The sequence below is a fragment of the Psychrobacter sp. NZS113 genome, from assembly GCF_015864825.1.
Lineage (GTDB): Bacteria > Pseudomonadota > Gammaproteobacteria > Pseudomonadales > Moraxellaceae > Psychrobacter.
Map to the genome: position 1 here is coordinate 20,320 of NZ_JADYWL010000008.1, position 15,286 is coordinate 35,605.

A 15,286-nucleotide genomic window follows, 5' to 3' on the forward strand; every position below is an offset into this window, starting at 1 on the left:
TCGGCAGATTTTTGAGGAATAAATAATGACAGTACGCAATAACAAGGTAATGATGATGAGCAACCGCGTAACTTCTGCTTTTGCCATTTCAGCATTGGCAATCAGCATGGTAGCAGTGAGTAACAGTGCCTATGCTGCACAGCGCATTAATAATGTCTCTGTGGTACAAACTGCTCCAGCAGTGACGCAAATACGTTTAGGCTTTGCAGGTGTGCCAGTATTGCCTGCAGCCTATCAGCTTGATGATCCTAGCCGCTTGGTACTAGATTTTGAACAAGTGCAAAATGGACTTGCAAGTCGTTTTAGCGAATACAATATTGGTATAGTTAATGATGTCACTACCCTAAGTAGTGACAGTACCACGCGTCTGATTATTGGTTTAAAGCAGACAGGTACTTATACGACAACGATTGATGGTAATGACTTAGTATTGACCATTACCGATCCGAGCCGTTCAGTGAGAACTAATGACCCTGTCCAAGACGTGCTTAATAATGCAATCACAACGACACCGATTGTAGAAACCAGTAGCGCATATACTGCTGTTGATACGACCAGTAAGACTGTGACTAAAAATCAAGTACCAGCGGATACGATGGTTGTCAGAGTCAATCCGTTGTTAAGTCCACAGCTTTCTGCGTCGCAAGTAAGCAAGCAGTATAGCTATGATGGCCTGAGTGCAGTTAATTTTGCAGCAGGCAATGATGGTGGTGGTAACGTCAGTATCGCCCTGACCAATGAAGCAATACCAGTTGATGTACAACGCCAAGGTAATAAGTTGGTGGTAAACTTAACGGGTAGTACGGTGCCAAGAAATCTATTACGTCGTTTGAATATCGATAGCGGTCTCGTTAATAGCATTGATACCAAGAATCAAGGTCAAAATGGTGTTATTACCATTAATATGACCGATGATTATGAGTATCAAGCCTATCAGTCGGGTAATCAATTAAATATTAGCATCAATAAGCCTGCATTATTACGTGAGCCAACACTTGAAGAACGTGTATATAGTGGTGAGCCCTTGTCTATGGAGTTCCAAGACGTTGAGATTCGCAGTGTCTTAGATATCCTAGCACAGTTTACTGAAATGAATATTGTCGCTAATGACTCTGTTTCTGGCAATATTACATTACGTCTTATTAACGTGCCATGGGATCAGGCACTTGATATTATCTTAAAGAGTAAAAATTTAGGTAAGCGTGAAAATGGCAATGTAATCTTGGTTGCACCTGCTACTGAGCTTGCCGAGCAAGAGGCACGTGAGCTTGAAGCACAGCAAGCTGTTGATTCGTATTCACCATTGCGTACTGAATACATTCGTTTAAGCTATGCTAAAGCACAAGATGTATTAACGTTAATTTCTCAAGGGAAAGGGTCATCAAGTACCACTAGCACTACTGGGAATTCTAATAGTAGTAATAGCTTATTATCCAACCGTGGCACAGTAACCGTAGATGAGCGCACCAATACTCTCATTATTAAAGATGTGGCTGACAGTATTCAAAACATTCATAAACTCATTGCAAAAATTGATATTCCAGTCCGTCAAGTTATGATTGAAGCACGTATTGTAAGTGCTTCAGATACCTTCAGTAAAGAGATTGGGGTGAGCTGGGGTCTTTTATCTGATGGTACTGCAACTAACAGTAGTTTACTGGTTGGTGGTAGTGATCAGACTTTATGGGACCTTAGAGACTTTGATACAGATAGTGATACTGGTGCGTTTTCGTACGATATCACGAGTCCTGATAACTTAAACGTTGATCTTGGTGTTTCTAATCCGGCTGGTAGTATTGCATTTGGCTTGCTTGGGTTGTCAGGTTATACACTGGATCTTGAATTATCAGCTATGCAAGCGGATAATCGTGGTGAAGTGATTTCTACACCTAAGATTTTGACCGCAGACAAACAAACGGCGAAAATATCTTCTGGTACGCAAATTGCTTATCAAGAAGCATCAGCTAGTGGCGCAACGACAACTAGCTTCAAAGAAGCTGCACTTAGCTTGGAAGCCACGCCGAATATTACGCCTGATGGTAAAATCAGCCTAAGCTTAAACATCAAGAACGGTTCGCCAACGACTTATAATGGTGATGTGGCAATTTCTGAAGACTCTATCTCGACCAACATTATTGTAGAAGATGGTCAAACCGTTGTACTTGGTGGTGTCTTCAAAAATATCACCTCTGAGTCTGTCGAAAAAGTACCATTCTTGGGTGACTTACCATATGTTGGTCGTTTGTTCCGGAATGATTCGACCAGCAATGAGAAACAAGAGCTGTTGATATTCATTACGACTAAGTTGATTAACGATGGTGTTAGTCGTTTAGAGTAATCATGATATTGGTTATGTGAAACCAAAACAATACTTTGTTATCTCACAAAAGAAAAAAGCAAGCCTAGGAGCTTGCTTTTTTCTTGCCTTATTTTTACTATGAGCTAATTTTTACTGGTAATAATCAAGCCTCATTACTAGCCAGAATATCGATGACGTTGTATGATAGCTAATTTAACTGAGTAAGTATTATGGTTGAGGAATTGCCATCGGTGTTTTTAGTAGGACCGATGGGAGCAGGGAAGACGACAATCGGTAAACTGCTTGCTAAGCAGTTAGGTCGCACTTTTGTAGACAGTGATTGGTATGTCGAATCACAGACAGGTGCTGATATCGCTTGGATATTTGCGAAAGAAGGTGAAGCGGGCTTTCGTGAGCGTGAGACGCGAGCCATCGATGAGCTGACCCAAAAAAACCAAATCGTATTAGCGACTGGTGGTGGTGCCGTCATGTGTGCTGAAAACAGAGCTTTTTTACAGCAACGTGGTATCGTCGTTTATTTGAATGCACCAGTTGATGTGCAAATGGCTCGTACTGCCAAAGACAAATCACGCCCGTTACTACAGCAGCCTAATCCTAGAAAAATATTGCAAGACTTATATAGCAAGCGCGATCCACTATATCGTCAAGTCGCCCATATTATTATGCCAACCGGACATACTTATCCCCGTCATATGGTCAGTCAGCTCTTACAACAACTAGAGTCGTTGAATAACTCTGCTGCTATAACACCAGAACATAAAGAAAATGAATCATAAATAATAAGAAACCAATAGCACTTAAATTATGGTTACTCACATTTAACTACTTTCATCTCATTAATAATGCTTAAGGAGTGTTGGCAATGTCACTGTTTCATGATGGTTTGACCGTTCATACGCAAAGTCATGACTATCCAATTGTCATCACAGAAAACACTGCGATAGAAAATAGTAGTATGGCAAAACAGGTAGCGCCATATATTAGTGGTCGTCAAGTACTGATTGTCACTAATGAAACTGTGGCGCCTTTGTATTTAAGCGCCTTAGAAGAAGCATTAGCAGAGCAGTTTACTGTCAGAGTCTGTGTACTGCCAGATGGTGAGCAATATAAAAACCAAGCCAGTATCAACCAAATTTATGATGCATTGATGGCGGAGCATTTCAATCGAGACGTCACGCTTATTGCGTTGGGTGGCGGCGTCATTGGTGATATGACGGGTTTTGCTGCAGCAAGCTTTATGCGTGGGGTAAATTTTATCCAAATTCCAACGACGCTTTTGTCGCAGGTAGACTCAAGTGTGGGTGGCAAAACGGGTATCAATCATCCTCAGGGTAAGAACATGATTGGTGCTTTTTGGCAGCCACAAATGGTGCTTGCTGACATGAGTACGCTCAAAACTTTGCCTGCTCGTGAGCTATCAGCAGGGTTGGCTGAGGTCATCAAATATGCGCTCATTATGGATGAGGCATTTTTAACCTGGCTTGAGGAAAACCTACCTGCAATGATGGCATTAGATTTGGCTGTACTTGGCGAAGCGGTAAAGCGTTGTTGTCAGTATAAAGCAGATGTGGTTGCACAAGATGAGAGAGAGTCCGGTGTGCGTGCGCTATTGAACTTTGGTCATACCTTTGGTCATGTGATTGAAACGCATCAAGGTTATGGTAATTGGTTACATGGTGAGGCTGTTGCTGCTGGTATGGTACAAGCTGCTGAGCTGTCACAAAAAATTGGCTGGTTAACGATCGATGAAGTCGCTCGTATTAAACGTCTTTTAACATTGGCAAACTTACCCATCACTGCACCACCTATTGATACACAGACTGCTTTGAGTCTGATGGGGCATGATAAAAAAGTGAAACAAGGACAAATTCGCCTTATTTTGTTAAAATCACTGGGTAAGGCTGTATTGACCGATGATTTTGATGCCCAGCTTTTGACAGAAGTATTGTCACAACAGAACGTATAATGTATCAAAAAATTAGCTTTCATAAGTGCATACTGAGATTAAGCGCTTATAAGAGCTGATTCACAGTAATGCTAATTACCTGTGCATCTATTTAATGCAGTCAATTTTATTTTTACCAAGGATACTCCCATGGCAGCATCAAGACCGACGCCGCGTAGCGCTAGCCAATCTTATCGACGTCAAGCATTGATCTGGCTGGTAGTGACTTTGCTGTTAGGCGTGCTAACGGCTCTGATTTGGATGTTTAGTCAAACGCCAGCGATGGGTGCCAAAATTGAAAATGCGCCGATATCCGCACCGGAAACACTGAGTACTGAGCTTGAGCAACCTTTAAAAATCGAATCGTTGCATGAGCTAGATACGGATGTACAGCCACTCAGTTTTGATGCAGCGATTCAAGATTTGCGTAATTATCCCGATGAGTTCAAAGACAAGAGTTATTTGCTGGCCAATAAGGGTAAATGGACTGTGCAGGTGATGAATGTCGCTGAAAACGATGTGATTATTAGTTATCTAGAAGGTCGCAAAGACCGTAACAAATTTGCTTATTTCCGTTATCTCGATGATGAAAAGCAAGTGCGTTATATGCTGACTTACGGACTGATGAGCAGCCCGCAAGAAGCAGTTGGAGCAGCCAAGCTCATTGACTTTAGACTACCTGCTGATGTGCGTGTATTACCAGAAGAAATCAATCGATATGTCGGTATTATCGATAACTACACACGTGCTGATCCGATGAAAGATTTGAGCGCTAAACGCACCCGTTCTATTGATTTAGAACCGACCAAGCGGGAAGTGCCAGTGCGTCAGAAAAAACCAGTTGCTGAAACAGCAGAAAGCAATACAAATGGTACTGAAAGCATTCGTCAGTCAGCGGATACCTCTGACACCTTATCTGTTAATGAACAGCGTACAGTGGTGAACGAAGAGCAGTCAACATCAGTCACGACAACTAAAGATGATGGTGCTACCAGTAAAGCTGAGCAGGATAACAAAAAGCCGGCGACATCAGGTACTGAGAGTGCTACTCCAAAGCCGCCAGTAGTGCCAACACCGAAACCACCAACTGCTACGCCAAAGCCACCAGTAGTACCAGCACCTAAGACACCAAGTACGGCTAATAGCACAAATTCTAGTAACACAACAGCTAATGCCAACTCTCCTAAAAATGGTAGTGATAGCATCAAAACATTGATAGACGCCAAAAGTAATTAATCTTTTACTATTGTCATCATTTAAAAACCTACTAATGACATTATTAGTGGGTTTTTTTATGGCGATTTATATAGCATTTTATTAATATTAAAAATAAGTATTTCGATGAGGTAAACCTAAATTAACTATTTCAGACAAACACAGTAACAGCTACTTTATATTAAGTTTCGCAAACAGTTTTTAGCTGTCTCATAACCAATAGTAATAAGTTCTCTTACAAAATATGGTTGATGAATCCGTAGAAAAGACTAGATTTTTTGGTCATCATTAACTAATATAACTGTGGGCGACGTTCTGTATAGTTATCGTAAAAACTACTTATTTAACAGTCAATTAGTAAAATCCCACTATTTATAAAATAGGTTACTAATTATTTTGGCTCAAGCGCTGCTACTTATTATTCACATTCAAGTGATCGCAAGTGGAGCAACCTCTCTTATTGTCACCCTTTATTAGGGTTGATAACGCGCTTGAATACAGAGCGTCAGATATTCAAGATTAATCAAATGCATTGTTATTAACTGTTCAGCTAATTGGCTTCAAGTGCTGTACAGTGTTTAATAACGAGCGATACTCAAGATAACGATATTACGTTATTGGTAACTAAGTAATTGGTATAGAGGGCAGGGCTTTCTCCCATGCCAAAGGCAATTACTTACTATCTATTAAGACGCTAATTATTTATTGAGACATCTGCTAACATTAAAAGAGTTGAAGGTTTTACCTTACTCTTAGAGCATGATGTCAATGAGCGTTGCATCATTTATTGAATCCGGTATATGAATATTAATTATCAGCCCGTTCTGCTTACGGGGCTCAGCTTATGTGCCGCATTGGATATATAGGCGACCCGTTTACTCAAAAGGACCAGCTATGTCAATGATCTCCTCGCAAACTCACCTGGCTACACCAGATGACTTTTCTGATAACTGTGGTTTTGGTTTGATTGCTCATATTGAAGGGCAAGCCAGTCATGATTTGGTAAAAACAGCTATTCATAGTCTAAGCTGTATGACTCACCGTGGCGGTGTTGCTGCTGATGGTAAAACTGGTGATGGCTGTGGTTTATTACTGGCCACGCCTATTGATTTTTTTAGAAAGATTGCTGATGAGCAACAATTAGCCATTACCGAAAACTTTGCCGTTGGTATGGTATTCGTCAATTTAGATGAGGATAAAGCCAAGCATAGCCAACAAGTGCTAAGTGATGAGATTGTAGCGCAAGGGTTAGAGATTGCTGGCTGGCGCGATGTGCCACTTGACCTTAGTATTGTGGGTGAGATTGGCCGTGAGACGTTACCAGATTTTAAGCAGGTATTCGTCAATGCTCCTGATGATTTGGCTGCGGATGACTTTAACCGCAAGCTGTTTGTGGCACGCAAAAAAGCAGAACAGCAGTTGACTGATGATGAACTATTCTATGTTTGTTCATTAAACTGTCAGACTATTATTTATAAAGGTTTGGTGATGCCATCAGACTTGCCAGCGTTCTTCTTAGATTTGCAAGATGCGCGTTTGGCGTCACATATTGTGGTGTTCCATCAACGTTTTTCGACCAATACTTTACCGCGTTGGCCATTAGCACAGCCATTCCGTTATCTCGCTCACAATGGTGAATTGAATACTATTACTGGTAATCGTAATTGGTCTGAAGCTCGTACGCCAAAGTTAAAATCAGACAAACTGCCTAACTTGAATGAATTGACACCATTGGTAAACAGCAGTGGTTCTGACTCATCAAGCTTAGACAATATGCTTGAAGTACTGATGTCAGGTGGCATGAATTTGTTCCATGCGATGTCGATACTCGTACCGCCAGCATGGCAGAACGTCGATAGCATGGATATGGACTTGCGCGCATTTTATGAGTTCTATTCGCAGCACATGGAAGCATGGGATGGCCCTGCTGGTTTGGTCATTCAGGATGGACGTTATGCTGTCTGTATGCTTGACAGAAACGGCCTACGCCCGTCACGTTGGGTAACGACTAAGAATGGCTATATCACTGTCGCCTCCGAAGTTGGCGTTTGGGATTATGATCCTAAGGATGTGTTGGCAAAAGGTCGTGTTGGTCCAGGTCAGATGCTGGTCATTGATACGCTAACGGGTCAGATTTTAGATACTAAAGCCATTGCTACCTTGCTCAAAAAAGCGCATCCATATCGTAAGTGGTTACGTGAAGAAGCGACCCGTATCCGTGATGATGAGCGCCTAGAAGAAGAGCTAGCAGCGCAATCATGTCGCGGTGATCAGCTGAAAACATTGCAAAAAATGTATCACATTACCAATGAAGAGCGCACCGAAATCATTCGCCCTAATGCCGAAAACGGACAAGAGCCTGTGGGTTCGATGGGTGATGATACGCCAATGGCAGTGCTGTCACAGCAAATTCGTCATGTTGGTGATTTTTTCCGTCAGCAGTTCGCGCAGGTGACCAATCCACCGATTGATCCATTACGTGAATCCATTGTCATGTCGCTACAGACTTGCTTGGGTGCCGAGACCAACGTGTTTGCGCCATCAGCGCGAGATGCACATCGTATTATCTTATCATCGCCAGTATTGTCAGCCAGCAAGATGCATCAGCTTGAAGCCTTGGACGATCCAGCGTTCAAGATGGCTCGTATTGATCTGAACTATGATCGTACTCTAGAGTTATCAGAAGCCATCACCGCTATTTGTGAGCAAGTGGCAACTACTATCCGTGCTGGTAATACTTTAATCGTGTTGTCTGACAAAGACATTGATGCAGATAAAGTACCGGCCAATGCCATTATGGTGACCGGTGCAGTGCATCATTATCTTATTGGTCAAGGTATCCGTACCGATGCTAACTTAATCATTGAGACAGGTCTGGCTCGTGACTCACATCAAGTAGCGGTATTGATTGGCTTTGGCGCGACCTGCGTGTATCCATACTTAGCTTATGATGTCATCGATGATTTGGTGGCGACGGGTGAGCTGCTTGGTGATCCGATTCAGGCGCGGGTTAATTTCCGTAAAGGCTTGGATAAAGGACTGCTAAAAATCTTATCAAAAATGGGTATTTCTACTATTGTCTCGTATCGTGCTGCTCAGTTGTTTGAAGCAGTTGGGCTATCTGAAGAAGTGGTCAGCTTGTGTTTCAAAGGCGTGCAAAGCCGTATTAAAGGCGCTACCTTTGCTGACTTGGCTGCAGATCAAGCGCAATTAGCAGCCAATGCCTTTAAGCGTCGCGCACCGCTCGATCAAGGTGGTCTGCTCAAGTTTGTCTTTAATAAAGAGTACCATGCCTTTAACCCAGATGTGATCAACAGTCTGCATACGGCTGTACGCACTGGTGACTATGAAAACTACCGTCGCTATGCGGATTTGGTTAATAGTCGTCCAGTCACCACTTTACGTGATTTGTTAAAGTTAAAAACTGACAATTCTATTGATGTAAATGATGTCGAAGATATCTCCAGAATCCTGACACGTTTTGACTCCGCTGGCATGTCACTAGGAGCATTGTCACCTGAAGCGCATGAATCAATTGCCATGGCGATGAACACCATTGGTGGTCGCTCAAACTCTGGTGAGGGCGGTGAAGATCCAGTACGTTACGGCACGTTGCGTAACTCGAAAATCAAGCAAATTGCTTCTGGTCGTTTTGGGGTAACACCTGCGTATCTACGCTCAGCAGAAGTCATGCAGATCAAAGTTGCTCAGGGTGCTAAGCCGGGCGAGGGTGGTCAGCTACCCGGTGGTAAGGTCAATGCTCTGATTGCACGCTTGCGTTATTCAGTGCCGGGCGTCACATTGATTTCACCACCGCCGCATCATGATATTTATTCTATTGAAGATTTGGCACAGCTGATTTTTGATTTGAAGCAAGTCAATCCTGATGCCTTAGTTTCTGTGAAGCTAGTATCCCGTCCAGGCGTTGGTACTATCGCTACAGGTGTGGCAAAAGCCTATGCTGACCTAATTACTATCTCAGGCTATGATGGCGGCACAGCAGCCTCTCCGCTGTCCTCTATCCATCATGCAGGCTCACCATGGGAGCTAGGTCTGGCAGAGACTCATCAGTCGCTACGGGTCAATGGGCTACGAGATAAAGTACGTGTGCAAACTGATGGTGGTCTAAAGACTGGTCTTGATGTGGTCAAAGCAGCCATTCTTGGTGCAGAAAGCTTTGGGTTTGGTACCACGCCGATGATTGCGGTTGGTTGTAAGTATCTACGTATCTGTCACCTGAACAACTGCCCAACAGGCGTTGCTACTCAAAAAGCCAAGTTACGCGATGAGCATTTCATTGGTGAAGCTGAGATGTTAATTAACTTCTTCAAATTTGTGGCGACCGAAACTCGTGAGTGGTTAGCGGCACTTGGTGTCAGTAGTATGGAAGAGCTGGTCGGGCGTACTGACTTACTTGAGGTGCTAGAAGGCAATACTGACAAGCAGCGCCATCTTGATTTGACACCGTTATTGTTTAGCCATCCAGCGAGTGCTGGTAAAGCACAAACCTGTCAAGTAGAGCGAAATGAGCCATTTGATAAAGGTTTGCTCGCTGAACAAATGGTTAGCGATATGCTGCTTAATATTCGTCAAGGAATAGGCGGGGATTATAGTTATTATGTCGGTAACTGTGATCGCTCTATCGGTGCGCGTATTTCTGGTGAAATCGCGCAAGTATGGGGCAATCTTGGCATGAGTGACATGCCAGTAAGATTGCATCTGACTGGTACTGCAGGGCAGAGTTTGGGCGTTTGGAACGCAGGTGGTCTAAATATTGAGCTTGAAGGCGATGCCAATGACTATGTTGGTAAAGGCATGGCAGGCGGTGAGATTGTCATTTATCCACCGAAAGACTCAGTCTTTACAGCGCAAGATACTGCTATCATTGGTAACACCTGTCTATATGGTGCAACAGGTGGTAAGTTGTATGCTGCGGGTACGGCAGGTGAGCGCTTTGGTGTTCGTAACTCTGGCGCGCATGCTGTCATCGAAGGTACTGGCGATCATTGCTGTGAATACATGACAGGTGGCATCGTCACCATCCTTGGACGTACAGGCCTTAACTTTGGGGCTGGTATGACGGGCGGTTTCGCTTATGTGCTAGATATGGATGGTGATTTCTTTGACCGCTGCAACCATGAGCTGATCGATCTTAACCGTATTTCAAGTGAGCAAACTGAGGAACACCGTATCCACTTGCAACAAGTGATTGAAACACATGTAGCTAAAACAGGCAGTGCATGGGGTCAGACAATATTAGATGACTTTGAACACTACGTCCGTAAGTTTTACTTGGTAAAACCAAAAGCGGCGAACATTGCAAGCCTTCTTAAAACGACAATGGCTGATCCGCAATAGCGCAATGGCCGATATGTTTTAAGATACGTTTTAACTCACAAGTTTTAAGCAGGTAAGTGACAGCAATGATATTCATATCTTATATGTCATCAAATGAATCAGTCATCGTTGGCTGTCACCGCCCACTATAGAGAGATAGCATCATGGCAAAACGCTTAGAAAATAGTTTTCAGTTTTTAGATGTACCACGTCTTGAACCAACCAAAAAAGACATCGCAACCCGTTCGACAGAGTTTGTCGAAATTTATAAACCATTTGAAAATGAGGCTGTGGCGCAGCAGTCACATCGTTGTCTTGAGTGCGGAAACCCGTACTGTGAATGGAAATGCCCAGTACATAATTACATTCCTAATTGGCTGAAACTGGCAACTGAAGGCCAGATATTTCAAGCTGCTGAGTTGTGTCACCGTACCAACACGTTGCCTGAGGTATGTGGACGTGTCTGTCCACAGGATCGCTTGTGTGAAGGTGCCTGTACCTTAAACGATGGCTTTGGGGCTGTGACGATTGGCAACGTAGAAAAATACATCAATGATACGGCGTTTGCCCTTGGCTGGCGTCCAGATATGTCTGATGTGGTTTGGACAGACAAAAAAGTCGCTATCATTGGTGCAGGGCCAGCGGGTCTCGGTTGTGCAGACATCTTGGTAAGAAATGGTGTGAAGCCAGTTGTGTTCGATAAGCGTCCTGAAATTGGTGGCTTGCTTACCTTTGGTATTCCAGAATTTAAAATGGAAAAGGATGTCATGCGCAATCGCCGTGTCATCTTTGAAGGCATGGGTATGGAGTTCCGTCTTGAGACAGAAATCGGTACTGATATTAGCATTGACGAGTTATTGAGCGAGTACGATGCCGTGTTTATGGGTATGGGTACTTATACTTATATGCGTGGTGGTTTTGCTGGTGAAGAGCTAGAAGGCGTATATGATGCACTAGACTACCTGATTGCTAATGTGAATCGCTGTAATGATTGGGAAAAGAACCCTGAAGAGTATATCGATTTTAAAGGCAAAAAAGTAGTTGTACTAGGCGGCGGAGATACAGCGATGGACTGTAACCGTACCAGTATTCGTCAAGGTGCTGAAAAAGTGGTTTGTGCGTATCGCCGTGATGAAGAAAACATGCCAGGCTCACGCCGTGAAGTGGTCAATGCTCGCGAAGAAGGCGTTGAATTCTTATTTAACCGTCAGCCAACTGAAATTATCGGCTTGAACGGTAAGGTCAACGGAGTAAAGGTTGTCACTACGCATCTAGGTGCGCCAGACAACCGTGGTCGTCAACGCCCTGAGCCGATTCCTAATTCAGAAGAAATCATTCCTTGTGATGCAGTTATTATGGCATTCGGCTTCCGTCCTAGCCCTGCTGATTGGTTTGAGACGCAGCAAGTCTCAATGGATAGCTCAGGTCGAGTATTGGCAGCAGAAAAGCAAACCTTTAAGTTCCAAACCAACAATCCTAAAATATTTGCAGGTGGCGATATGGTGCGTGGTTCTGACCTAGTCGTAACTGCTATTTGGGAAGGTCGTGAGGCTGCTGAAGGTATATTAGATTTCTTGGAAGTCTAAGGCATGTCCTCAATTCAAGCGATAGTCATCTAACTGGTCTAAAAATGGCTAAATTTGTCAAACAGCGTCAAATAGCTGGTTAATATCTCGATATTATCTGAACTATTTTCTTGTTTGACGGCAATTTATCTCATTTTTATCTCCATTTTTGAAATGAGGACACACCTTAACTGGCTTTATTTAAGTGCAGTTAGTTGTTAGTAGATTCTGAACGTAAACGTCTTTTGTCTTTCGATAGGCAAGAGGCGTTTTTTTTGATTATTGCTTTGTAAATAGAGTCGCGGCTGCTAGCATGTCCGTTAGGAAACCATGGTTTTCATTATTCATCCTGCCTATCAACTAAAAAGAGTAACCTTGCGTGAAATCAATCCTCTGGCAGCGTGTGTCTGCTCCGTTTGTTGAGCCTTATGTCCGCTATCAATATGCGGATATTTTGCATGCCATACGCTTAGGTGTGGCTGTAATATTAGCCTTGCTAGTCAATGTCCTTACTGGTTTTCCACATGGTGAATGGACAACCATCACCGTATTCATCATTTTGGGTTTATTGCAGTATCAAGGTGCTATTTATACCAAGGCCAAAGAGCGGATACTCGGTACGCTATTAGGTATTGTCGCCGCTTTTAGTATTTTATGGTTTAGCGACAGTGTCAATGCATGGACATGGGTTTATTATGCACTGATTGGTTTGGTGAGTGGCTTTATCGGCTATTTAGCCGTCAGAAAGCTTGGTTATACAGGTCTGCTGACAGGTATTACTATGTTGATGATTGTCTCAAATCTGGGGCAAAGCAATATGAGCCAAGACGGGATTTATCGTGCGCTGAATATCTTATTAGGTACTGGCGTTTCGGTAGCCGTGACGCTCATCTTGCCACTGAAATCGACGTTGATGTGGCGATTTCTACTGAGCAGCAACCTCGATGCTTGTAGCAACTTGTATGCTGGTGTGGGCAAGCATATTGACGCGACTGAGGACACGCCAGTCAACGTGAATACAAAGCTCAACTCAGTTGTCTTTCCTGATGACGGCGTACCTGTAAATAAGACATTGGTCACCGCGCTACAACAGATTAATAAGCGTCTGCTAGCCGTTCGCCCACATATCGCGGCGACTGCCAGTGAGTCAGGTATTAACAAGACAACGCTGGAGACCATTCAACGTACCCACCGCAATATCATTGGCACCATTGACTTACTGCTGAGTGCAGCCCCACGTTTAGCAAACATTGAAATCGATGATGACAATCATATCTTATTGATTCATTATCAAAGCGAGCTGACGCAAGCCATGCAGCATATAGCAGCGGTATTGCGTAGTCCGAGTGATGAGGTGTTCAGGCCCATTACTCGTATTGCCGTTTCAGAATATCCAAGTGTCCAGCATTTGGCATTTGAATGGCAAGGATATTTTTGGCTGACCCAAACTTTACAGACCCAACTACAGCAGCTAAGTGAATTGCTACAAACGACCAAGCCACAATGGTATGCAGCATCTGGGCTTGGCTATCAACGCCGTGAGCAGCGCAGAATGAAAGAGCAGGGCGGTGAAGGCGGTTTGGACGTATAGTAAAAAACGCTGACTATCTAAAGTCAGCGTTTTTATTTATGGATGTTTATTTTCTTTAACGCGAGGGTTAACTGCTTTGGTATTAACGACCAGTTTTTAGTTTATCCCAGTACTGCTGATACACTTGTAAGGCATCATCGCCTACGTCTTCTTGGAACTCAGCTTTTGCTAGTACTTCTTTTGAAGGGTAAATCGTTGGATTATTACGTACCTCTTCGTCCATTAACTCGCGTGCTGCTATATTTGGTGAGGCATAACCAATTTCTTCACTAACGATTTTGGCATTTTCAGGACGTAGTAAGTAATCAATAAATTTGTGTGCAGCATCAACCTGTTTGGCATTTTTGGGAATAACAAAGTTGTCCATCCATAGGATAGCCCCCTCCGTTGGATACTTATAAACCAAACTGGTCAAGCCTTCATCATTAGCCATGACCGCTTCACCATTCCATGTCATACCAAGTGAGGTCTCACCTTCAATGTAAGGCATGCGAGTGGCATCTGAGTTAAAGGTTTTGACATTGGGCATCAAGGCGGTGAGTTTGTCGTAAGCTGCTTCGATTTCATCAGGGTTGGTGCTATTACCTGAGAAGCCAAGCGTGAGTAGCGCCATGCCAAACACTTCACGTAAGTCATTGGTAAGCATGACCTGCCCTTTGTATTTGGGATCCCACAAGTCATTCCAGCTATTGACGGTTGCAGGGTCGACGCTGTCACCATTGATTGCTAGACCTGTACTGCCCCACATATAAGGAATAGAATATTTGTTTTCAGGATCTACTTTGGTATTGGTAAATGAGGTATCTAGATTCTTAAAATTGCTCAATTTAGATTTATCTAACTCTTGTAATAGCCCTTCTTTTGCCATCTTTTCGACATAATAGGTCGACGGAATTGCTAAATCATACTGGCTAGAATCATCAAGAAGTTTCAGCTTGGCATACATCGCTTCGTTAGAATCAAAAGTGGTGTAATTAACCGAAATGCCAGTCTCTTCTTCAAAACCATCAAGGATTTCTTGTGGCATATACTCTGACCAGTTGTATAAGTTAAGCGTCTCATTGCTCGCAGTCGCACTACTATCAGCAGCAGCATTATCAGAGTTGCTACAGCTGGCAAGTACGAAACCGACCGCCATGGTCAATAGTGCTTTTGGTACTATACGGCCAATACGAGCCGACATGCTCGATGACAAATGGGATGATGAACGTGTCAAAATATCTCTCCTAAACAAAGAATGATGCCAATCAGTGAAAAGTATCGATTGGTAAATGCTACTTAATATAGATAGTTACACTATTATGGCTATTTGT

General features: G+C 43.2%; 8 protein-coding genes. 7 read left to right on the top strand and 1 reads right to left on the bottom strand.

The genetic code is table 11. The features are described 5' to 3' along the window. Nucleotides 1–25: 25 nt before the first annotated feature. The 7 genes from pilQ to I6E61_RS11885 all read left to right on the top strand — a co-directional run bounded on the left by pilQ (nt 26) and on the right by I6E61_RS11885 (nt 13,973). Complete coding sequence (gene pilQ / locus I6E61_RS11855) at nt 26–2,338, top strand: type IV pilus secretin PilQ (RefSeq protein WP_197134975.1); 2,313 nt, start codon at nt 26–28, stop codon at nt 2,336–2,338. A 191-nt stretch (nt 2,339–2,529) separates the two neighbouring features. Then, nucleotides 2,530–3,096 (top strand): shikimate kinase AroK, encoded by a 567-nt coding sequence (gene aroK, locus I6E61_RS11860; RefSeq protein ID WP_197134976.1) that lies wholly within the window; start codon nt 2,530–2,532, stop codon nt 3,094–3,096. 86 nt (nt 3,097–3,182) lie between these two features. Further along, nucleotides 3,183–4,286: a 3-dehydroquinate synthase gene (gene aroB / locus I6E61_RS11865; protein ID WP_197134977.1), complete on the top strand. Its 1,104-nt coding sequence runs from the start codon at nt 3,183–3,185 to the stop codon at nt 4,284–4,286. Between the two features lie 129 nt (nt 4,287–4,415). After that, nucleotides 4,416–5,501, top strand: coding sequence for a hypothetical protein (locus tag I6E61_RS11870; protein WP_197134978.1), 1,086 nt, complete (start codon nt 4,416–4,418; stop codon nt 5,499–5,501). A gap of 873 nt (nt 5,502–6,374) precedes the next feature. Next, nucleotides 6,375–10,838, top strand: a complete 4,464-nt coding sequence (gene gltB, locus I6E61_RS11875) for a glutamate synthase large subunit (RefSeq protein WP_197134979.1) — start codon at nt 6,375–6,377, stop codon at nt 10,836–10,838. Nucleotides 10,839–10,981: 143 nt separating this feature from the next. Further along, nucleotides 10,982–12,403, top strand: a complete 1,422-nt coding sequence (locus tag I6E61_RS11880; protein ID WP_197134980.1) for a glutamate synthase subunit beta — start codon at nt 10,982–10,984, stop codon at nt 12,401–12,403. Between the two features lie 358 nt (nt 12,404–12,761). After that, complete coding sequence (locus tag I6E61_RS11885) at nt 12,762–13,973, top strand: FUSC family protein (RefSeq protein ID WP_197134981.1); 1,212 nt, start codon at nt 12,762–12,764, stop codon at nt 13,971–13,973. Between the two features lie 82 nt (nt 13,974–14,055). Here I6E61_RS11885 and I6E61_RS11890 read toward each other — a convergent pair whose 3' ends face one another. Further along, the gene (locus I6E61_RS11890; protein WP_265091300.1) at nt 14,056–15,189 is read right to left on the bottom strand and encodes a PotD/PotF family extracellular solute-binding protein; all 1,134 of its coding nucleotides are present in this window, start codon (nt 15,187–15,189) and stop codon (nt 14,056–14,058) included. Nucleotides 15,190–15,286 lie beyond the last annotated feature (97 nt).

What these genes read in the sequence shown, in the direction of transcription:
- I6E61_RS11880 (WP_197134980.1), top strand. Translation starts at nt 10,982, where the DNA reads ATGGCAAAACGCTTAGAAAATAGTTTTCAGTTTTTAGATGTACCACGT.
- I6E61_RS11870 (WP_197134978.1), top strand. Translation starts at nt 4,416, where the DNA reads ATGGCAGCATCAAGACCGACGCCGCGTAGCGCTAGCCAATCTTATCGA.
- aroB (WP_197134977.1), top strand. Translation starts at nt 3,183, where the DNA reads ATGTCACTGTTTCATGATGGTTTGACCGTTCATACGCAAAGTCATGAC.
- aroK (WP_197134976.1), top strand. Translation starts at nt 2,530, where the DNA reads ATGGTTGAGGAATTGCCATCGGTGTTTTTAGTAGGACCGATGGGAGCA.
- pilQ (WP_197134975.1), top strand. Translation starts at nt 26, where the DNA reads ATGACAGTACGCAATAACAAGGTAATGATGATGAGCAACCGCGTAACT.
- gltB (WP_197134979.1), top strand. Translation starts at nt 6,375, where the DNA reads ATGTCAATGATCTCCTCGCAAACTCACCTGGCTACACCAGATGACTTT.